This is a genomic window from Promicromonospora soli (assembly GCF_014653785.1).
In the GTDB taxonomy this organism is placed as follows: Bacteria; Actinomycetota; Actinomycetes; order Actinomycetales; family Cellulomonadaceae; genus Promicromonospora; species Promicromonospora soli.
The window spans coordinates 475,967-496,578 of sequence record NZ_BNAS01000004.1 but is presented as its reverse complement, the minus strand read 5'-3'; the positions used below and the strand labels follow the sequence as shown (position 1 = coordinate 496,578).

Genomic DNA, 20,612 nt, shown 5'->3' with positions numbered 1-20,612 from the left:
TGAGTTACCTCAGATTGAGGTCCAGGACAGGAGAGCATCATGAGCAACGAGAACGAAACCGTGATCACGTCGTACGCGCAGGCTCCGGCCCGCACGGTCACCGCCGGCGGCGTGACCTACGCGTACCGGGAGCTGGGCCCGAAGGGCGGGATTCCGGTGGTGTTCTTCGTGCACCTCGCGGCGACGCTGGACAACTGGGACCCGCGGATCGTCGACCCGATCGCGAAGGACCGCCACGTCATCACCTTCGACAACCGCGGCGTCGGCGCCTCCACGGGCAGCGTCCCGGACAGCGTCGAAGAGATGGCTGACGACGCCTACACGTTCATCAAGGCCCTCGGCTTCGAGACGATCGACATCTTCTCCTTCTCCCTTGGCGGCATGGTCGCCCAGGACCTCGTGGTCAAGCACCCCGAGCTGGTCCGCAAGCTCGTCCTGACCGGCACAGGGCCCCGGGGCGGCAAGGACATCGACAAGGTCGTCGGCACCACCTACTACGACGTCCTGCGCGCGACGCTGACCCGGAAGGACCCGAAGGAGTTCCTGTTCTTCAACCGGAACGCCACCGGCAAGGTCGCCGCTCGCGCGTTCGTGAACCGGCTCAAGGAGCGCACCGTCGACCGCGACGCGGACATCTCGGTGAAGGCGTTCCGGACCCAGCTGAAGGCGATCGCGAAGTACGGCCGCTCGGTCCCCGCCGACCTGTCGAAGCTCACCCAGCCCACCCTGATCGCCAACGGCGACAACGACCGGATGGTGCCCTCGGTGCTGTCCGACGACCTGCACCGCCGGATCCAGGGTTCCGAGCTGGTCATCTACCCGGACTCCGGGCACGGCGGCATCTTCCAGTTCCACCAGAAGTTCGCCCCCATCGCAGTCGAGTTCCTCGCCCGCTGACCCCACCCACACGAACCAAGAGACGAAGGCAAGGACATGACGACTACCCAGCCCCCGACGAAGAAGCCGTTCGCCTCCTCGATCCTGCTGTGGATGCGCAACGACCAGCCCCGGCAGACGGGTATGGACCACTGGAAGGGCCCGCACTCCAAGATCATCTCCGCCACGCCCGGGTTCGACGAGTACCGGCAGATCCACCTGGCCGAGCACAACCCCGGACTGTGGCCGACCACCCCGGGCGTCGAGACCGCCATCCCTGCCGACCGCAGGATCGACGGCGTCGCGGAGGTCACGTTCCGTTCGGTGCTGTCGCCGCTGCTGGGCCGCAAGCAGACCGCGCTCGCCTACAAGGACGAGATCAACGTCTTCCGGCGCACTCTGCTCTACGCCGGGCCCCCGAGCTCGGCGCGCTGGTACGACGTGGCCGTGCCCGGCGAGAAGGTCGGCGCCCGCGCCCTGGTCTACCTCCGCAAGCGGGAAGGCGTCACAACCGGCGCGTTCCGCAAGCGCATCGGCTCCCTCGCCGGCTCGCTGGCCGGCTCGGGCCTGCTGCGGGAGCTGCGCACCCAGGTCTTCATGCCCTGGAACGAGAAGCTCTGGGACACGCCGAACGTCGCGCACGACAACCCGGCAGACCAGCGGTTCCACGCCTCCCTCGTCCTCGGCTTCCCCGACCACGCAGCACGCGCGGCCTTCTTCGAGAGCCCCGAGGTCGCGAGCCTCTCGGGCGCGCTGGCTCCGGTCGTCTCCGCCATCCACGCCTACGACGTCACCGACGCACTGACCTACGTCAAGAACGGCAAGGAGCTCCTGCACTACGAGAGATAAGGGCATTCGGACCGACTCCGGGGCCCGTGAAAGAATGAGCGTCGGCAGATTCGAGCACACTCAGCAGCGAAGGAGAGCAGCTATGCCACTCGCCTCCAGGACGCCGTCCAAGACGCCCAGCAGGCGCGAGCGGAACAAGCAGGAAAAGCTGGACCGCATCACCGCCGCTGCCACCGAGCTGTTCGCCGAACGCGGCGTCGACGACGTCACCACCCAGGAGATCGCCGACAAGGCCGACATCGGCGCGGGCACCCTGTTCCTCTACGCCAAGTCAAAGAGCGAGCTGCTCCTGCTCGTGCAGAACTCCACCTACGCCGACGCGCTCGAGCAGGGCAAGGCGGCGGCCGAGGACATCACCAACACGCTCGACGCCGTGATGGCGATCGTGCGCCCGGTCGTGGAGTGCAACCGCAAGCAGGTCGACAACGGGCGGACCTACCTGCGCGAGATCGTGTTCGGCGACCCCGCCGAACCCCACCACCGCGACGCCCTCACCCTGACCGTGCAGACCGAGGAAGCGATCGCCGCCGTCCTGCAAAGGGACCAGCGCACCACCGCGCAGGACGCCGCGGCACGGGCCCACATCGTCTCCGCGATCATGTTCATCAGCATGGCCGCGACCATCAACGCCACCAACCCGGTCGACGCCGTCGTCCGGGAGATCCGAGACCAGGTCGGCGTGCTCCTGCCGGAGTGAGCCGGCCCGGGGCCGACGTGCCGGACCGTTCAGCGCTCTCCCAGCCTGCTGGCGGGCGCGGCCCAGCACCGCGCCCTACCTTCGGGCCATGAAGCCCCGCGACACCAGGCCCAGCACAGGGCACGACCAACACGAGACCCCCGAGGCGCACGACCTCGGGCTCTCGCACGACCTGCCGACGCTCCTCAACCGGCGGCACGCCATCGGCCTGCTGAGCGTCGGCGGTCTCGCCGCGGCTCTCGCCGCCTGCTCTCCCAGCACTGGCTCATCCGGTCCGAGCGGTGCGCCGCTGTCGGGCGCCCCGGGCGGCGGCGGGAGCGGCGACGTCTCGCAGTCGGAAGTCGGCGAGGGAGAGATCCCCGAGGAGACGAACGGGCCCTACCCCGCCGACGGCACCAACGGGCCCAATGCCCTGACCACGACCGGCGTGGTGCGCAGGGACATCACCTCGAGCTTCGGGGACTCGTCCGGCACGGCCGAAGGCATCCCGCTGACGTTCTCGCTGACGGTGGTGGACGTGTCGGGCGAGGGCGACGCCGGGACCCCCGTCGCGGGCGCCGCCGTGTACGCGTGGCACTGCGACCGCGACGGCGCGTACTCCATGTACGACATCACGGACCAGAACTACCTGCGCGGCGTCCAGGAGGCCGACGCCGACGGCAAGGTCACCTTCACCTCGATCTTCCCCGCCTGCTACCCGGGCCGCTGGCCGCACATCCACTTCGAGGTCTACCCGTCGCTGGACGACGCCACCAGCGCCACGAACCGCATGCGAACCTCGCAGCTCGCCCTGCCGCAGGACGTGTCCGAGGCCGTGTACGCGACCGAGGGCTACGAGCAGAGCGTCGCCAACCTGCAGGACGTCAGCCTGGACTCGGACATGGTGTTCTCCGACGGCTACACCCTGCAGATGGCGAGGGTCTCCGGCTCCGTGAGCGAGGGCTACACGGCGACCCTGCGGGTGCCGGTGTAGCAGGCCGCATCCCCGCGGCGTCCGAGGCCGCTGACCACCGTCGGGGCGGTCGTCACGTGCGGAAGCCCAGGTCAGATACGGGCTCTGACCTGGGCTTCCGGTCCGCGAACGTCAGGCCTGCAGTCGGAAGATCGGGAAGACGCGGCCCTCGGCCGTCTTCTCGTATCCGGCGAAGCCGCTGGAGAGCTCCTTGAAGCGGGCCCACATCGCGTCGCGCGACTCGCCGGTCAGTTCCTCGACCTTGGTTCGCACGGTCTCGACCGGCTCACCGGGGACCTCGATGTCGACCTGCTCGGCCCGGCGGAGGCCGTAGACCCACGCGGGGTTCTTGGGCGAGCCGGCGGCCGAGGCGACGACGTGCCAGGCGCCGTCGTCCTGGATGGCGGCGACCGGTGCGATGCGGGTGGTGCCGTCCTTCTTCGGTACGTGCACGAGCACGAGCCCCTTGCCGAACGGGATCGGCTCGTTGACCTCGCCGGCATTGCTGCGGAAGGTGTCGATGATCTGCTGATTGAAGTCCATGCCCGAGGCAACGCCGAGTGCTGCGCGCGGCATTCCTCGCGCCGGGGACGTCGGCTTCGGGGCCGGGGGCACCAGGCGTCCGCCCTGGTTCCAGGCACTGGCTAAAAACCGACTTTCGTTGCCCTTTTCGCCCCCGGCTCACAGAGTGTCATCTGGCACACGCTCGTGAGCCAGTGGTCGCGCCCCCGATCGGGGCGCTTGCACCCGGAGGCACCGAATGCACAGTCGCATGTCAGAAAGACGCGCACCGATCGCTCTGGCGGTGGTCGGCACACTCCTCGCGACCACGGTGAGCGTGGCACCGGCACTCGCAAGCACTCCGGCGGCGGCAGGGACATCCCCTGCCATCGCCGCTGACGTTCCGGAGCGTGCGGCGGACAAGATCACGTCCTCCGTGCGGACCCGGCTCGACGCCAAGGAGTCCGCCGACTTCTGGATCCGGTTCGCCGACCGGCCGGAGCTTGAGCAGGCGAAGGCGATCCTCGACTGGGACGAGCGCGGCCAGTTCGTCTACGACGCCCTGACCAGCACTGCGAAGACCTCGCAGGCGGACGTCGTCGCCGACCTCGAGGCGGCGGGCGTGGAGTACGAGTCCTACTGGATCAGCAACGCGATCCTCGTCGAGGACGGCACGCTGGAGCTCGCGAAGCAGGTGGCCGCCAGCCGCGAGGTGAAGCAGGTCCACGAGCGCGTGGCGGCGCAGCCCATCGAACCCGTCGAGCGGAAGGCCCCGACGGCGCGGGCGCCGCTCGCCACCGAGTGGGGCCTGGACGCCATCGGCGCCCCTGACGTGTGGGACATGGGCTTCACGGGTGAGGGCATCACCGTGTCGAACATCGACTCCGGCGTGGAGCTGGAGCACCCGGCCCTGCTGGAGCACTATCGCGGCTACGTGGGCGACGGCGAGGTCGACAACGACTACAACTGGTTCGACGCGAGCGACTCCTGCGACGGCTCGCCCTGCGACGTCGATGCCCACGGCACGCACGTCATGGGCACCATGGTGGGCGACGACGGCGCGGGCAACCAGATCGGCGTCGCACCGGACGCCGACTGGATAGCGGCCAACGGCTGCGCTTCCTGCTCCGACGCAGACCTGCTCGCCTCCGGCCAGTGGATCCTCGCGCCGACGCGGGCGGACGGCTCGGACCCCGATCCGGCGCAGCGCCCGCACATCGTGAACAACTCGTGGGGCCAGCAGGCACCGGGCGCCATCGACGACTTCATGTCCGAGGAGATCGCCGCCTGGGAGGCGGCGGGCATCTTCGGCGCGTGGGCGGCCGGCAACGCGGGCGAGGCGGGCTGCCAGTCGACGTCGTCCCCCGGGGCCAACGTCGCCACCTACGCGGCCGGCGCGTTCGGACCGGACGGCGAGATCACGGAGTTCTCCTCGCGCGGGCCGGGCGCCGAAGGCGTGACCAAGCCGGACCTCGCGGCGCCTGGTGAAGACGTGCGGTCCTCGGTCCCCGGCGGCGACTACGCCGAGTTCAGCGGCACCTCCATGGCATCACCGCACCTTGCGGGCGCGGTAGCGCTCCTGTGGAGTGCGGCGCCGATCCTGATCGGGGACATCGAGGGCACGCAGGCGCTGCTCGACGAGACCGCCGGCGACGTGGTCGACGACTCCTGCGGAGGCACCCCCTCGAACAACAACGTGTGGGGCGAGGGCAGGCTCGACGTCGAGGCGCTGATCGAGAACGCGCCGATCGACGGTTTCGGCATCCTCTCCGGCACGGTCACCGGGCCTGACGGCGAACCGGTAGGCGGGGCGCGGATCGCCGCCGGCGAGCGCGGCGACACCACCGACTCGAACGGCGTGTACCGCATCGCGCTGGCGGCGGGCAGCTACGACCTTGGCGTCTCGGCGTTCGGCTACCTCGCCGGAACCGGCTCGGCTGAGGTCATCGAAGGCGAGACCGCCACGCGGGACTTCGTCCTGGAGGCCGCGCCGACGACGACGGTGAGCGGAACGGTCACGGACGGCTCCGGTCACGGCTGGCCGCTCGACGCCAAGCTCACCGTGCAGGGCGCGCCGAGCGACGTCGTCGCCTGGACGGACCCGTTCACCGGGGAGTACTCGTTCGAGCTGCCGCAGTCGGCCACGCACACGCTCGTCGTGCAGCCGTCGGTGGAGGGCTACGCGGCGTTCACCCAGGCGGTCGAGGTGGGCACGGAGCCGACGTCTGCCGACGCCGCGCTTCCCGTGCTCGACCAGTGCACCGCACCCGGGTACGCCCTGACTGCGGCGGGCGCCGGGACCGAGGAGTTCGAGTCCGGGTCCGTGCCGGAGGGATGGGTGGTCGAGGACCTGGCCGGCACCGAGGAGGTGTGGACGTTCGACGACACAGCGGACGTTGGCAACCAGACCGGCGGTGAAGGGCTGTTCGCCGAGGTGAACAGTGACGCCTACGGCCCCGACGGGCAGCAGAACACGACGCTGACATCGCCCGCATTGGACCTGAGCGACGTCGAGGCACCGCTCCTGACGTTCGACCAGAGCTACCTCGTGTGGGGCGGGGAATTCGCCGACGTCGGCCTCAGCGTCGACGGCGGCGAGACCTGGGAGACGGTGCTGCACCAGACGTCGGACGCCGAGGGACGCGCGCTCGTCGCGCTGCCCGGCGCCGGTGGTCAGTCCGACGTACGGGTCCGGTTCCACTACGGCGACGCCGCGTGGGCCATGTGGTGGCAGATCGACAACGTCTCCATCGGTGAGTGCCTGCCCGTCGACGGCGGGCTCGTGGCCGGATTCGTCGGGGACCTCAACACCGGTGACGGCGTGAACCGCGCGACGGTGACCGCCGGTGCCGAGGAGACCACCCGGTCCCTCGACCCCGAGAACCCGACGGTTGGCGCCGGGTACTACTCGCTGTTCACCGCGGCGGCCGGCGAGCAGGAGATCGGCTACGCGGCCAAGGACTACACGAGCGCCGAGGCAGCGGTGACCGTCGTGGCCGACGCCGTCACCCGGCAGGACGTGGAGCTCGCGGCCCCGCTCCTGACGGTCTCGCCCGCCGACCTGTCCCGCGAGGTGCGGATGGGCGGCACCAGGTCCGGCACGTTCACCGTGACGAACGAGGGCACGGCGCCCGCCGAGGTCGAGGTGGCCCCGGCGTCGTCCGACTTCGAGATCCTCGGGTCGGCTGCCGGCTCGGGCGTCATCAAGGGGGCGACCCGCGAGGCGACAGAGGTGAGCACATCGTCGGGCACGAACCGCACCAGCGCCGCGAAGGACGGCGACAAGCTCTTCCGGAACGGGTCGCGGCCCGGGGCGACAGTGACACCGTCCGCCCCGTCGTCGCTCCTCGCCGGCGAGGGTACGACCATCACCCACTCCTCGTCGCAGGACGTCACGATGGGCAACTCGGTGGCCTGCGGGGCCGGCCAGACACAGTGGCTGCGGACGTTCACGCTGGAGGACTTCGACATCGCCGGCGAGTTCGCCGTGACCAACGTGTCCTTCGGCGTCGAGTCCGTCTTTGCGGCCACCGACGTCACGGTCAACCTGTACGAGCTCGACGGGGAGTTCGTGTACTCGAACATGACCCTGCTGGGCTCGTCCGACGTGACCCTGGAAGCGCAGGAGCTCACGATGGTCGACGTGCCGGTCACCGGCACCGCGCCGGCGGGCAGCACGCTCGTCGTCGAGGTGGTCGGGGTGGACGGCGAGATATTCATCGGGTCCAACGCCGAGCCGGAGACGGCGCCGTCGTACATCGCCGCCGAGGCATGCGGCAACGCCGAGCCCGCCACGCTCGAGGAGGTCGGCTTCCCGGACATGCACACGGTGCTGAACGTGACGGGCGAGACCACGGTCGACGTGCCGTGGCTCGACGTCCAGCCGCCGGCCTTCACGCTGGCTCCCGGCGAGTCCGACACCGTGTACGTCGACCTCGACAGCAGCCGGGTGGACCAGCCCGGCACCTACACCTCGGGGGTCATCGCCAACGGCAGCACGCCGTACGCCGAGCCCAAGGTGCAGGTGTCGCTGTCGGTGACCCCGCCCCTGAACTGGGGCAAGATCGCCGGCACGGTGACGGGCGCGACCTGTGACGGAGAGACGGTCCCGCTGGAGGGCGCGTTCGTGGTGATCGACGGGTCCGAGTACGACGTCACGCTCGTGACCGGGCCCGACGGCGGCTACGCCCGGTGGATGGGGGTGTCCAACAACCGGCTGACACTGCTCAGCTCGGCGACGGGGTACCCGCCGGAGACGAAGTCGGCACGCATCATCAAGGGACAGACGGTGGTGCACAACTTCGAGCTGAACGAGTTCTGCGGCTAGTCCGCAACGCATAGTCCGCTTCGAGAACACCCTTGGGCATGGTTTCGGCACCGGAACCATGCCCAAGAGTGTGTTCTCGAAGCGGACCGCTGGTTGAAGCTGGTTCGGCTCGGCCAGCCGGGCCGTGTGCTCGCCGCATCGGGACACGATGTGCTGTTTTCGAGAGGTGCCGGGTGGGCTGAACCGTGTTCGGCTGTGCCGCGGGATTACGGGCTGCGCTGAACCATTCAGCCTGGGTGAATCAGGCGGGGTCAGGGCGAACGAAATTCAGCGGTCCTGGCAGGTGCTCCCCGAGGCCACCTCACCTGGCAGGTGCACCCCGAGGTGACCTCGCTTGGCCGCTCCACCCGAGGCCACCTCACCTGGTGGAGCCGGCCGCCAGTGCACGGCAGACGGCGCCGCCCGCTCTCGTGTGATGAGCGTGCGCGGACGGCGAGCTCAGAGCGACGCTTCAGCCGACCGCCGTGTGCGGACCCAGGTCGAGATGCCGAGGGCCAGGGCGAGGGCGGCGCCGATCGCAGGGACCAGGAGTGCGCGCCGGTAGTCCGACCAGTCGGCTGCGCCGACGTGCCCGTTGACGAGCACGATGGTCGCGACCGAGACGCCCAGCGCGGCGCCGAACTGGAACGCCGTGTAGACGATGCCGCCGGCGACCCCGTGCTCCGACTCGTCCAAGCCGGTCGTGGCGGCCGCTGCGAGCGGCCCGTAGACCAGCGCGAACATCACCGCAATCAGCAGCAGGGACGGCAGCAGGTCGAGGTATCCCCACGACCCGTCGATGCGCAGCGCCAGGGCGAAGGCGACGGCGCCCGCGCCCAGCCCGGCCACCATCACCGGGGCATTCCCGAACCGCCTGACCAGCCGGTGCGTGAACAGGGGCGCCAGGATCATGTCCAGGCCCATGACGGCGAACGCCAGGCCCGTGGCGACCGGGGACCAGCCGCGGAACTCCTGCAGATAGAGCGTGAAAAGGAACTGGAAGGCGAAGAACGCCCCGATGAACAACAGGCCGGCGGCGCTCGACCGCACGAGCAGCCCTTCGCGCAGCACCGCGAGGCGCAGCAGGGGGTCACGGACGCGGCGCTCGATCGTCACGAAGACGCGGATCAGCACCCCCGCGGCCACCAGCGCGGCGATCCCGGCGGCGACGTCGTGCCCCTCGCCGACGGCCACGACGCCATAGATGAGAGCGACCATCGCCGACGTGAGGGTGATCGCGCCGCCCAGGTCGAACCCTCCGCGGGGCAGCTCGGCTGCCACGTCCGGCCGGATGAACGCCCGCCCGGCGACCCAGAGCAGGGCGCCTACGATCACGGGCGCGAAGAACACCCAGCGCCAGCCGACGTCGGTCAGGAACCCGCCCGCCACCACACCCAGGGTGAACCCGCCCGCGCCGATCGCGCCGTAGATCGCCAGCGCCCGGTCGCGCAGCGAGCCCTCGGGAAAGCTGGTCGTCAGGAGGCTGAACCCCGCCGGCGTCATGAACCCCGCCGTGGCGCCCGTGACGAACCGGGCGACGATCAGCACCCAGGCCTCGTCGGCGAGACCGCCCAGGCCCGAGAACACCACGAACACGGCAAGGGCCACCAGGAACGTCCGGCGGCGGCCGACGAGGTCGGCCGTGCGCCCGCCCAGGATCATGAACCCGCCGTAGGCGAGCACGTAGGCGCTGATCACCCAGTGCGCATCGGCCGTTGCCAGGCCGATGTCGGCGGCGATGGCGGGCACCGCGACGTTGAGCATCGCGATGTCGATGCCCTCAAGGAAGAGCGCCCCGCACACGACGGCCAGCACTCCCCAGCCCGTTCGGGTCACGTTCGCCGTCGGCCGCTCCACCGCTCTTGTGTCCGTCACAGAGATCTCCTTGCTCACGTCCCGCATGGTTACCACTTGTAACCATGACGATCGTTCGGCACGATCAGCAGATGGCACAAGAAGGCACTTTGACGTCACCCGGTTCCCTCGAGGGAACCGAGGCCGAGGTGGCGGCATGCAGGTCCGAGCGGGACCCCTTCCAGTGGGACGTCCGTGAGGACTGCCAGGTGCGGCAGATCCTGGACCGCATCGCCGACAAGTGGTCCCTGCTGGTGATCGCTCTGCTGGACGAGAAGACGCTCCGGTTCGGGGAGCTGGGCCGGGAGATCGACGGGATCAGCAAGCGGATGCTGACGGTGACGCTCCGCAACCTCGAGCGCGACGGCCTGGTCCTGCGCACCGTCTACCCCGAGGTGCCGCCCCGCGTGGAGTACGAGCTCACCCCGCTGGGGCGCACCCTGCTCGGCACAACTCAGGCCCTGGTGAACTGGTCCGAGGAGCACCAGGACGAGATCGCCGAGGCGCGCCAGGCCTTCGAGGCGCGCTGAGCTTCTTGGTTGTGGGCGCGACCGTTGCGACTATGCGTCCGGTTTAGGCGCAACGGTCGCGCCCACAACCAAGGGGTTCAGTAGCGGCTTGTCAGGACTCGTTCGGCCTCGCGGGTCGTGTCGGTCGTGTTGTTCACCAGGCCGCGGGAGCCGTTGAGCTTGGCCTCGATGTGCTCGCCGACGGTGATCGGGCCGTAGAGCTCCGTCTCGCCCTCCGCGACGCAGCCGGGGAGCGTGGTGATCACGGCGTCGACGTTGCCGTCGAAGAAGAACGCGGCGGAGCGGCGCCGCTTGATGCGCCCGTCGATCACCGGCGGCTTCACGCGGTGCAGCGTCGACTTCCAGCGCTCGTTGGTCCACCGCGCCGTCAGGTCGCCGAGGTTCACGAGCAGGGCGCCGGGCATCGGCGAGACGTCGTTCCAGCCGCCGTCGGCGTCGAGCACCTGGAGGCCCTTCACGTCGTCGGCCCAGAGCAGCGTCACGATGCCGAAGTCGGTGTGCTCGCCCATGCCGATGAGGTCGCCGTCGAGCTCGACCCGCTCGCCCTCCGGGAGGGCGTAGTTGTTCATGCGCAGGACGTCGAGGGAGTGGTCGGTGTACGGGTCGAAGTACCCGGCGGGCAGACCGAGGGCGTCGGCGAAGATCGCCATCATGACCTTGGCCACCGACGTGGCGTGCGACATCCACAGCTCGACGTCGGCCTGGAAGGTCTCGGTCTCCGCGGGCCAGATGTTCTCGGAGTACATGTCCGGATCGACGTCGGCGTGCGGGTAGTCGGCGGCGGACGCGCCGAGGTTGAAGGCCTCGAAGAAGTCGTTCATGCGCTCGGCCTTCTCGACGCCCAGGCTGAGGCTGAGGCGCTCCGACCTGGGCGGGCTGTACCCGCGGTTGACGCCGGCGGGCGCCCGGTACTGCTTCTTCACGTCGAGCGGCAGTTCGAAGAACCGGTCGCTCGCGCGGCCGAGCCGAGCCCAGGCCTCCAGCGGGATCCCGTGGCCGAGGACCTGCATGAAGCCGACCGTGCGGGCCGCCTCGTCGACCCGGCGGGCGACCTCGGCCCTGTCGGCGTCGGTGCCGCCGGCGATGTAGGGGGCGATGTCGATCGCCGGTACGTGGAATGCAGCTGACATGCCGGTCTCCTTCGGTGTTCGGATACCTTCGGTCCTGTTCCTCGGGCCGGCCTCCGGCGCCGAGGTGATAAGTATTGGTTATCAATATGGACCAGGATCGAGCCCGAGGGGTTAAGCCCGTGTTAAAGAATCCGGATGCCACGGACGATGTCCGCGCCGCGGTGGGGCAGGCCATCCGGCGGGCGCGCGAGGGGGCGGGGCTGTCGATGCGCGCCCTGGCGCGCGCGAGCGAGGTGAGCCAGCCGTTCCTGAGCCAGGTCGAGAAGGGCGAGACGAGCCCCTCGCTGTCGAGCCTCTACCGGCTCGCCCACGCGCTCGGGGTGCCGCCGAGCCAGCTCATGCCGCCGGTGAGCCCACCGCGGGGCATATCGGTGCTGCGCAAGGGTGAGGGCCGCGAGCTGCCGGTCTCCGAGGCGCCCGCGGCGGCGAGCGGTCGGCTCCTGTCCGGGGGCGTCGGGCACCTGCTCGAGGTGGTCGAGTACCGCGTGGCCCCGGACGAGGACCTCGGCGGCTGGTTCGAGTCCGACGGCGAGATGACGGTCTACGTGATCGACGGCGAGGTCGAGGTCACACTGGAGCACGAGGGTTCCTGGCGGCTCGGGGCCGGCGAGGCGATCAGCCACCCCGCCGACATCCGGCACCGCTGGGCCGCCGTCGGCGCCGGGCAGGCCCGGATCCTGCTCTCGATAGCGCACGCACGCCCGGCCGATGGGCCCGCTCCGCGCGCCTGATGGCGGGGCCTGTCGCTCGACTCCTGGCGCGGGCGACCAAAACATTATGTGCGTCATACTATGGTGGGTGGTTGGTGCGGGCAACGGCTTGTCGAGCGAATGGAGAAACCAGTGGCGCGCTATGGCAAGGAGCACAAGCAGGCGACGCGGCAACGGATCATCGAGACGGCCGGTCGTCGGTTCAAGCAGGACGGCATCGACGGTTCCGGCGTCGCCACCCTGATGGCGGACGCGGGGCTCACCAACGGAGCGTTCTACGCCCACTTCTCGTCCAAGGACGACCTGGTCGCCCATGTCGTCGCCGACCAGCTGGACAACCAGGTCGAGAGCTTCCGCGCGTTGCCGCCCGGCCGAGCGGGACTCGAGGAGTTCCTGCGCGTATATCTGTCACCTCAGCACCGGGACAACCTGGCCGAAGGCTGCCCCGCTGCCGCTCTGCTCGACGAGTTTGCACGCTGCCCGGTCGGGACCCAGCACGCGTACACCGACGGTGCGCAGGCCATCCTGGACGAGATCGCCGCCCGCCTGGCCCCTGAGGATCCGCAGTCGGCGCGCGCGAAGGCGCTCGGGCTCTACACGATGGCGGTGGGGTCGCTGCAGCTGTCCCGCGCCGTGTCCGACCCGAAGCTCGCCGACGAGGTCCTGGAGATGGGTATCCAGAATGCCCGCTTACTCCTGACCGAACAGTAGGACCCTGACGGCAAGGCCTTCCGGAAATTAAATTATGGTCGTACTCTGAATTGGGTGTGGGACGCGGATCATCAGCGAGCCCGGAACGGAGCATGCGGTGCGGTACAGCAAGGAGCACAAGTGGGCGACGCGGCAGCGGATCATCGAGGCTGCCGGCCGCCGGTTCAAGGCCGACGGCATCGACGGCTCCGGGGTTGCCGTTCTGATGGCCGACGTGGGGCTGACCAACGGCGCCTTCTACACCCATTTCGACTCCAAGGACGATCTGGTCGCCACGGCGGTCGCCCACGAGCTGGACGAACAACGCAAGGGCGCCGCCGAGTTCCCGCCCGACCAAGCCGGCGTCGAGCGCCTCGTGCGTGAGTACCTCTCGGTCGAGCATCGCGACGACCCGGAACACGGCTGCCCGTCCGCCGCCCTGCTGGACGAGATCGGCCGCCGCCCGGACGCCACCAAGCAGGCGTACACCGACGGCGTGCTCGCATTCATCGGCGAGTTCGCGGCCCGCCGGGCGCCGCATGATCCGCAGTCGGCTCACGCGAAGTCCCTCAGCATCTACGCCGCGATGGTCGGGACGATGCAGATGTCCCGCGCGCTGGCCGATCGGCAGCTCGCCGACGACGTCCTCGAGCAGGGCATCCGGAACGTCCTCATGCTGGTGCGCGCCCCGGACGAGGCGTCGGACTGAGTCCGACGGTCCGAGACGCAGACCGCGAGGCCTAGACCCGCTCCCACGGGACGGCGGCCAGGCGTTCGACGACGCCGGCGAGGAGCGGCCCGGCGTCGGGCAGGCTGACGTCGTCGATCGATGCCACGGCCACGACGCCGATCGAGTTCACCAGGAACGCGCCGGCGAACGCCGCGACGTCGTCGAGCGGGACGGGCCTGTGGACCGATGACGTGGTGGCCTCGACCAGCTGCATGGCGACGCCGTGCAGGTGCGGTGCGTCAGGCCAGACGACGCCGCCGTCGGGCACGAGGAACCCGATGTTCGCTATCGACGACTCGGCGACCGAGCCGTCGGGTGCGGTGAGCAGGGCGTCGTCGTACCCGTCCAGCCGGACCCGCCGCGCCCACTCGGCCTGGGCGAAACCGCCGAGGTGCTTGAGGTGGGCGAACGGGCGCAGGTAGGGGACCGAACGCAGCCGCTGCGGCGGGCTCGGCGGGAAGTGCGGCTCGTCGACGGACACCAGGACGCGCTCGGCATCGCGCAGCATGACCCGAACCGAGGCGTCCGGTGTCCCGTCGAGGGCGTGGCGCACCAGGTCGCGGACCCGGTCGCCGTCGAGCGCCTGCCCGAACAGCTCGCGGTGCGCGGCGTCGAGCCGGACGAGGTGATGCTCCAGCCCCTGCACCCCGCCGTCGCGCACCTGCATGGCCGTGAAATGGCCGTAGGTGCTGAACAGGTCGGCTGGTGCCGCGGGCCGGCCGTCGGTCTCGATACGCACCCGGAAACGATACTGGGCGGAAGGCTGCGCCGAACGCAGGCCTGGTCGCGTTCCGAGCGCTGACAGAGCGACCAAGCCTGCGTTCGACCAAGGCCGACGCCGACCAAGGCCGACGCCGGGCAAGGCCGGCGCCGGGCCGGGGTCAGGCCTGGTCGGTGGGCATGACCCACAGCTCGGCGATCGAGGCGCGCCGCGGGCGGGTGACCATGAAGGCGATCCCGTCGGCGATGTCCTGCGCCTCGAGAATCTCGGTGCTCTCGACGAAGGCGTCGATGTGCTCGCGCATCGCGCCGCTGTTGTGGGTGCCGAGCTCGGTGGCGACGCCCCCGGGCTCGAGCACGCCCACCCGGACGCGCCGCTTGGTGACCTCCTGGCGGAGCGACTCCGTGAACCCGTTGACGCCGAACTTGGTGAGGTTGTAGACCCCGTAGTTCGCCCAGGCCACCCGGCCCGCGATCGAGCTGATGTTGACGATGTCGGCGACCTGGCGCGGATCGTCCTCGGCGGCCTTGAGCAGGTGGGGGAGGGCCGCGTTCGTCGTGTAGAGCAGGCCCTGCACGTTGATCGAGAGCATCCGCTCCCACTCCTCGACGTCGGCGCCGACGATCGGGCCGAGCAGCATCAGGCCCGCGTTGTTGACCAGCACGTCCAGGCGGCCGAACTGGTCGATCACCGCCTGGACAGATTTGAGCTCACGGTGCGTTGTCCCTCCGGATCAGGCGTCGTAGGCCAGCGAGGCGGACAGGACGCGGTTGTCCGCGATCTGCTCGCCGATGGTGACGAGGTTCTGCTCGATCGCGCCCATGGCGTCCGAGCCGGCGACGAAGCGCGGCGGCAGCTTGTCCGTGTCGGACAGCGTGACGAGGGCCTCGGCGAGCTTCCTGGGGTCCCCGCCCTGCTGGCCGTTCATGCTCTTCCAGGTCTCGATCGTCTTGGCGGTGCGCTCGGCGTAGTCCTCGATCTGCAGCTCCGGCCAGATGGTCGAGGCGCCCTCGACCAGCAGCTCCGTGCGGAAGAAGCCCGGCTCGACGGCCATCGTGCTGAGCCCGTAGGGCTCGACGTCGTGGCGCAGTGACTCCATCCACCCCTCCAGGGCGAACTTCGACGCGGCGTACGCGGCGGTGAACTCCCCGCCGACCAGGCCCGCGGTGGAGGTGACAGTGATGACCTGGCCGCCGCGCTGTGCGCGCAGGATCGGCAGGACCGCCCGGGTCACATTCAGGGGGCCGAAGAAGTTGGTCTCCATCTGCGCCCGGAACTGCTCCGGGCTGATGTTCTCGAAGTAGCCGGCGTAGAAGTTGCCGGCATTGTTGACGAGGACGTCGATGCGGCCGAAGCGATCGACGGCCGCCTGCGTGGCGGCTGTTGCGGCGTCGGGGTCGGTCACGTCGAGCGAGACGGCGAGCAGGTTCTCGTGCTCACCGACCGCGGCCCGCACCCGGTCCGCGTTGCGGCCCGTCGCGACCACGGAGTGGCCGGCGGCGAGGGCGGCCTGCGCGATGTCGATGCCGAGACCGCGGCCGGCGCCGGTGATGAACCAGACCTTCGTGTTGTTGTTCATGGGTCCAGCAAAGGCCGCTCCGCGCGGGCGAGGGAGTCCCGCTTTATAGGGTCAATGCCAGGGACCCCCTGGAACGGCGCCTGTGACGTACGTTCGAGTCATGGACATCCGGGACGACATCCGTGAGTTCCTGACCACACGACGGGCCAGGCTCACCCCAGACCAGGTCGGCCTGCCCGACTTCGGCGGCCGGCGTCGGGTGCCCGGCCTGCGCCGCGAAGAGGTGGCCCTGGTCGCGGGCATGAGCGTCGAGTACTACGTGCGCCTGGAACGCGGCAACGCCACCGGGGTCTCCGAGGCGGTCCTGGAAGGGATCGTCCGCGCCCTCCGGCTCGACGACGCCGAACAGGCACACCTCTACGAGCTCGTGCGCACGGCAAACCAGGGCGCCCGTCCGCAACGGCGCCACGGACGCGCCAAGCCGCTGCAGGTCCGGCCCAACGTGCAGCACCTGATCGACACGATGGACAACGTGCCGGTGATCGTGCAGAACGGGCGGCTCGACGCCATCGCCACCAACAAGCTCGGGCGAGCGCTGTTCGCCCCCATGTACGACGAGCAGCAGTCGCCTGCGAACCTCGCGCGTCTCGTCTTCCTCGGCCAGAGCGCCGAGCGGTTCTTCCGGGACTGGGACGAGACCGCCCACCAGACCGTCGCTCTGCTGCGCACCGAGGCGGGACGCGCCCCGTACGACCGCGCCCTCAGCGATCTCGTCGGCGAGCTCTCCACGCGCAGCGACGCCTTCCGCGTCCTGTGGGCTTCCCACGACGTCCGCGCACACCAGACCGGGACCAAGCGGGTCCACCATCCCGTCGTCGGCGACCTGGACCTTACCTACGAGGCCATGACCGTCACCTCGGAGCGAGGGCTCCTGCTGATCGCCTACGGCGCGGCCCCCGGCTCGGCGTCCAGTGACGCGCTCCGGATGCTAGCGAGCTGGGCGGCCACCAGCGGGCAGGTGAGCGAAACCACGCTGCCGAAGTAGAACTTCGGCAGCGTTGTCAGCGGCGAGCGGCCGGGCCCGTGGACCGGCGGACCACGAGGCGGGACGGCAGCGTCGTCGTCTCGGGGGCGGTGCTGTGGTTCATGAGGCTCAGGAGCTGCTGGACCGCGTTCCGTCCCTGGGTCTCGAAGTCGACCTGCAGCGTGGTCAGCGGCGGAGTGAAGTAGGCGGCGTCGGGGATGTCGTCGACCCCGGTCACGCTCACGTCCTCGGGGACCTTCAGGCCGCGTTCGTGCAGGGCGCGCAGGACGCCGAGCGCCGTCTGGTCGTTGGCCGCGACGATCGCAGTGGCCGGGATGTCACGGCCGAGCCCGGCGATCGCCTCGTACCCCGATCGGGCCGACCAGTCGCCGTGGATGGTTCCGGCCGAGTGCAGCCCGCGGGCCTCCAGCGCGGACGTGTAGGCGCGGGCGCGGTTGCGGGCCGCCATCCATGCCTCCGGCCCGGCGACGTGCAGGAACTCCCGGTGCCCGAGCTCGGCGAGGTGGTTCACAAGCGCCGGGAAGCCGACGGTGGTGAGCTCCGAGGGATGGGCGCTGAAGGGTTCGTCCTCCTCGGTGGCGATGTACGCCGGGACGCGGAACCTGGCGCGCCCGAACGCCTCGGTCATCTCGTCGTTGGAGGACAGGGCGAGGACGCCCGCCAGGTCGTGCTGGTGCAGGAGGTCGAGGGCCTGCTCTATCTCGGCGACGTCGCTCATGTCGAGCGAGACGATGTCGAGCAGGTAGCCCGACTCGCGCGCCTGCGCGGCGGCGCCCTGGGCGACGCTGCTCGGGCCGAACTGCTGCAGCTCGTGCGTCAGCGCGCCGATGCGGTGCGACCTGCCCGTGGTCAGCGAGCGGGCGGTCAGGTTCGGCCGGTAGTCGAGCCGTTCCAGCGCCTCCAGCACCCGCTCCCGGGTGTGCGGGCGGATGCTCGGGTAGTCCTTCAGCACGCGGGTCACGGTCTGGTGCGACACCCCGGCCTCCCGCGCGACGTCGTAGATCGTCGCCGGGCGCTGGTTCCCGGAGGCGATGTCGCCGGAGGCCGGGTCGGCGGCGAGCTTCGCCGGAGCCGGAGCCGGAACCTGGTCCGGCTCCTCGGCCTGCTTCGTCGCGTCCCTGCCCATGTGCTTGCTCCACGTCTGTTTTGGTGCCGCGACCTGCGGCAGCGCACCCACAGTAGTTCCGAACGGCGGCCGGGTCGGTCCCGACGCCCCAAATGTTGCCGGTAACATTAGGATAACGAGGCGATGTTACCGGCAACATCCAGGGTAGCGTCCTCCACGTTCGCAATGCAGCGCACCGCATCTTTGCTCGACGGAAACGACGGAGTACCGCCCTGATGGAGTCCCGCACACCCCCACCCCTGCCAAGTGGCCTGCTGTTCGGCGTGGCCTACTACGCCGAGTACCACCGGAGTGACCGGCTGGTCGAGGACCTCGACCTCATGCGTGCGGCCGACATCAACGTGATCCGGGTCGGCGAGTCCGTCTGGTCCACGTGGGAGCCGGCCGACGGCGAGCTCGACCTCGAATGGCTCGCGCCGGTGCTCGACGCCGCTCACGACCGGGGCATCCGGGTGATCCTGGGCACGCCCACCTACGCGATCCCGCCGTGGCTGCAGACCGCGCACCCCGAGATCGCGGCCGAGCGGCGCACCGGGGAGCCGATCCCGTGGGGAGCCCGCCAGGAGGTGGACTACACGCACCCGGCGTTCCGGTTCCACGCCGAGCGGGTGATCCGCGCGATCCTCGCGCGCTACGCCGGGCACCCCGCCGTCATCGGCTACCAGGTCGACAACGAGCCCGGCCTGGAGCTGTTCCACAACCAGGGCGTGTTCACCCGGTTCGTGCGCCACCTCCAGAAGCGGTACGGCGACGTCGAGACCCTTAACCGCGAGTGGGGCCTGACCTACTGGTCGCACCGCATCGGGGACTGGTCCCAGCTGTGGCGGCCCGACGGCAACACGTTCCCGCAGTACGACCTGGCCTGGCGGCTCTTCCAGGCCGAGCTCACCACGGAGTTCATCGGCTGGCAGGCCGCCCTGGTCGACGAGTACCGCCGCGACGACCAGTTCGTCACCACCTGCCTGCAGTACCCGCGGCGCGGGCTCGACGACGAGCAGCTCGGCCGGCGTCTGGACGTCAGCGCCGGCAACCCGTACTACGGCATGCAGGACCACCTCGCGGCGGGCACCGACCTCGCGCAGCCCAACGAGTGGACGACGACGGGCGTGGCCGGGCTGTTCCGCCAGGCCGACCGCATGTACGCCTCGCGGCAGGACCGCTACCTGGTCACCGAGACCAACGCCCAGTCGATCGGTACCGCGGACACGAACTTCCCGCCGTTCCCGGGCCAGCTCAAGCAGGCCGCCTACGCGTTCGTCTCGCGCGGCGCGGCGATGATCGAGTACTGGCACTGGCACACGCTGCCGTACGGCACCGAGACCTACTGGGGCGGCGTCCTCCCGCACAGCCTGCAGCCCGGGCGCGTCTACCGTGAGGTCGCGGAGATCGGCGCGGAGCTCGCGCAGATCGGCGGCGGTCTGGACGGGTACGAGCCGGACGCCGACGTGGCGATCCTGTGGTCCGTGCCGAGCCGGTTCGCCCTGCAGTACATGCCGCCCCTGAACTCCGGCGACGGGCCCGACGGCGAGTCCTACGAGCGCATCGTCGATGCCTTCCATCGCGGAGTCGTCGACACCGGACGGCAGTCGCGGATCGTGCACCTGGCACAGGCGCGTGACCTCGGCGCGGCAGAGCTCGCGCGCCGGTTCCCGGTTCTGGTCGCTGCGGGGGCGTACGTGACCACGGACGAGGACCTGCAGCTGCTGCGCGCCTACGCCGAGCACGGCGGGCACCTGATCCTGGGCCCACGCACCGCATACGCCGACCAGGAGGCCCGCGCCCGGGTCGAGATCGCACCAGCCCGCCTGCACGACGCCGCGGGGGCCTGGTACGAGGAGTACTCGAACCTCGACGCCGACGTCCCCGTCGTCGCGGCGTCGGACAGCCCGCTGGACCTGGGCGACGGCGCCTCCGGGCAGAGCTGGATCGACGGCCTCATCCCGACCACCGCCCGGACCCTGGCGGCGTACGAGCACCGCCGGTTCGGCCAGTTTCCCGCAGTGGTCACCGACTCCCACGGGAGCGGACGCATCACGACGGTCGGCTGCCTGCCCGACCCGCGGCTGGCCGGCGCCCTGGTGCGCTGGGCGGCGCCGCAGCCGCTGAACGCCCGGCTCGTCCACGACCTGGACCTGCCGGTGACCGCGGCGTCGGGAACCCTTCCCGACGGGCGCCGCGCGTCGTTCCTCTTCAACTGGGGCTGGACCGCGCAGAAGGTGACCCTCGCCTGCGACGCGACCGACCTCCTGACCGGCGACCGCTACGACAGCGGAACCGTCATCCCGCTGAAGGGCTGGGAGACCCGCACCCTCATCACCGCCTGAAACACCACCTGCATCACCGCCTGAATAACACCTGCTGCACCACGCTCAAGGG

The 20,612-nt window shown here is 70.2% G+C and carries 18 protein-coding genes; 11 read left to right on the top strand and 7 right to left on the bottom strand.

Annotated features, from left to right (window positions below; genetic code table 11):
- Window positions 1-39 precede the first annotated feature (39 nt).
- From IE250_RS15375 to IE250_RS15360, 4 genes are all read left to right on the top strand, one after another.
- Window positions 40-897, top strand: a complete 858-nt coding sequence (locus tag IE250_RS15375; RefSeq protein WP_189670136.1) for an alpha/beta fold hydrolase — start codon at window positions 40-42, stop codon at window positions 895-897.
- A 36-nt stretch (window positions 898-933) separates the two neighbouring features.
- Window positions 934-1,725, top strand: coding sequence for a strictosidine synthase (locus IE250_RS15370; protein WP_189670135.1), 792 nt, complete (start codon window positions 934-936; stop codon window positions 1,723-1,725).
- An 82-nt stretch (window positions 1,726-1,807) separates the two neighbouring features.
- Entirely contained in the window at window positions 1,808-2,422 is a 615-nt protein-coding gene (locus IE250_RS15365; protein WP_189670134.1) for a TetR/AcrR family transcriptional regulator, read from the top strand.
- 88 nt (window positions 2,423-2,510) lie between these two features.
- Window positions 2,511-3,395, top strand: coding sequence for an intradiol ring-cleavage dioxygenase (locus tag IE250_RS15360; protein ID WP_189670133.1), 885 nt, complete (start codon window positions 2,511-2,513; stop codon window positions 3,393-3,395).
- A 111-nt stretch (window positions 3,396-3,506) separates the two neighbouring features.
- On the opposite strand, the gene IE250_RS15355 is transcribed toward IE250_RS15360, so the two are convergent.
- On the bottom strand, window positions 3,507-3,950 hold the full coding sequence (locus tag IE250_RS15355; RefSeq protein WP_229872487.1) for a nitroreductase/quinone reductase family protein: 444 nt from the start codon (window positions 3,948-3,950) through the stop codon (window positions 3,507-3,509).
- Between the two features lie 196 nt (window positions 3,951-4,146).
- Here IE250_RS15355 and IE250_RS15350 point away from each other — a divergent pair, with 196 nt between their 5' ends.
- Window positions 4,147-8,202, top strand: a complete 4,056-nt coding sequence (locus tag IE250_RS15350; protein WP_189670132.1) for a S8 family serine peptidase — start codon at window positions 4,147-4,149, stop codon at window positions 8,200-8,202.
- A gap of 438 nt (window positions 8,203-8,640) precedes the next feature.
- Here IE250_RS15350 and IE250_RS15345 read toward each other — a convergent pair whose 3' ends face one another.
- The gene (locus IE250_RS15345) at window positions 8,641-10,056 is read right to left on the bottom strand and encodes an MFS transporter (protein WP_229872486.1); all 1,416 of its coding nucleotides are present in this window, start codon (window positions 10,054-10,056) and stop codon (window positions 8,641-8,643) included.
- 71 nt (window positions 10,057-10,127) lie between these two features.
- Here IE250_RS15345 and IE250_RS15340 point away from each other — a divergent pair, with 71 nt between their 5' ends.
- Window positions 10,128-10,565, top strand: coding sequence for a winged helix-turn-helix transcriptional regulator (locus tag IE250_RS15340; protein WP_229872485.1), 438 nt, complete (start codon window positions 10,128-10,130; stop codon window positions 10,563-10,565).
- 77 nt (window positions 10,566-10,642) lie between these two features.
- Here the strand turns inward: IE250_RS15340 and IE250_RS15335 are convergent, their stop codons facing one another.
- Entirely contained in the window at window positions 10,643-11,695 is a 1,053-nt protein-coding gene (locus IE250_RS15335) for an isopenicillin N synthase family dioxygenase (RefSeq protein WP_189670131.1), read from the bottom strand.
- Between the two features lie 119 nt (window positions 11,696-11,814).
- Between IE250_RS15335 and IE250_RS15330 the strand changes: the two genes are divergently transcribed.
- The 3 genes from IE250_RS15330 to IE250_RS15320 all read left to right on the top strand — a co-directional run bounded on the left by IE250_RS15330 (window position 11,815) and on the right by IE250_RS15320 (window position 13,804).
- The gene (locus tag IE250_RS15330) at window positions 11,815-12,426 is read left to right on the top strand and encodes a helix-turn-helix domain-containing protein (RefSeq protein ID WP_189670130.1); all 612 of its coding nucleotides are present in this window, start codon (window positions 11,815-11,817) and stop codon (window positions 12,424-12,426) included.
- A 111-nt stretch (window positions 12,427-12,537) separates the two neighbouring features.
- Complete coding sequence (locus tag IE250_RS15325) at window positions 12,538-13,116, top strand: TetR/AcrR family transcriptional regulator (RefSeq protein ID WP_189670129.1); 579 nt, start codon at window positions 12,538-12,540, stop codon at window positions 13,114-13,116.
- A 97-nt stretch (window positions 13,117-13,213) separates the two neighbouring features.
- On the top strand, window positions 13,214-13,804 hold the full coding sequence (locus tag IE250_RS15320; RefSeq protein ID WP_189670128.1) for a TetR/AcrR family transcriptional regulator: 591 nt from the start codon (window positions 13,214-13,216) through the stop codon (window positions 13,802-13,804).
- Window positions 13,805-13,835: 31 nt separating this feature from the next.
- Here IE250_RS15320 and IE250_RS15315 read toward each other — a convergent pair whose 3' ends face one another.
- The 3 genes from IE250_RS15315 to IE250_RS15305 all read right to left on the bottom strand — a co-directional run bounded on the left by IE250_RS15315 (window position 13,836) and on the right by IE250_RS15305 (window position 16,125).
- Window positions 13,836-14,564: an aminotransferase class IV gene (locus IE250_RS15315; RefSeq protein ID WP_189670127.1), complete on the bottom strand. Its 729-nt coding sequence runs from the start codon at window positions 14,562-14,564 to the stop codon at window positions 13,836-13,838.
- Window positions 14,565-14,706: 142 nt separating this feature from the next.
- Complete coding sequence (locus IE250_RS15310; protein ID WP_229872484.1) at window positions 14,707-15,237, bottom strand: SDR family NAD(P)-dependent oxidoreductase; 531 nt, start codon at window positions 15,235-15,237, stop codon at window positions 14,707-14,709.
- Window positions 15,238-15,279: 42 nt separating this feature from the next.
- Window positions 15,280-16,125: an SDR family oxidoreductase gene (locus IE250_RS15305; RefSeq protein WP_189670126.1), complete on the bottom strand. Its 846-nt coding sequence runs from the start codon at window positions 16,123-16,125 to the stop codon at window positions 15,280-15,282.
- 100 nt (window positions 16,126-16,225) lie between these two features.
- On the opposite strand from IE250_RS15305, the gene IE250_RS15300 reads away from it, so the two are divergent.
- The gene (locus IE250_RS15300) at window positions 16,226-17,110 is read left to right on the top strand and encodes a helix-turn-helix transcriptional regulator (protein WP_189670125.1); all 885 of its coding nucleotides are present in this window, start codon (window positions 16,226-16,228) and stop codon (window positions 17,108-17,110) included.
- 16 nt (window positions 17,111-17,126) lie between these two features.
- Here the strand turns inward: IE250_RS15300 and IE250_RS15295 are convergent, their stop codons facing one another.
- On the bottom strand, window positions 17,127-18,236 hold the full coding sequence (locus IE250_RS15295) for a LacI family DNA-binding transcriptional regulator (protein WP_189670124.1): 1,110 nt from the start codon (window positions 18,234-18,236) through the stop codon (window positions 17,127-17,129).
- 215 nt (window positions 18,237-18,451) lie between these two features.
- Here IE250_RS15295 and IE250_RS15290 point away from each other — a divergent pair, with 215 nt between their 5' ends.
- Complete coding sequence (locus IE250_RS15290; protein ID WP_189670123.1) at window positions 18,452-20,560, top strand: beta-galactosidase; 2,109 nt, start codon at window positions 18,452-18,454, stop codon at window positions 20,558-20,560.
- Window positions 20,561-20,612: the final 52 nt, after the last annotated feature.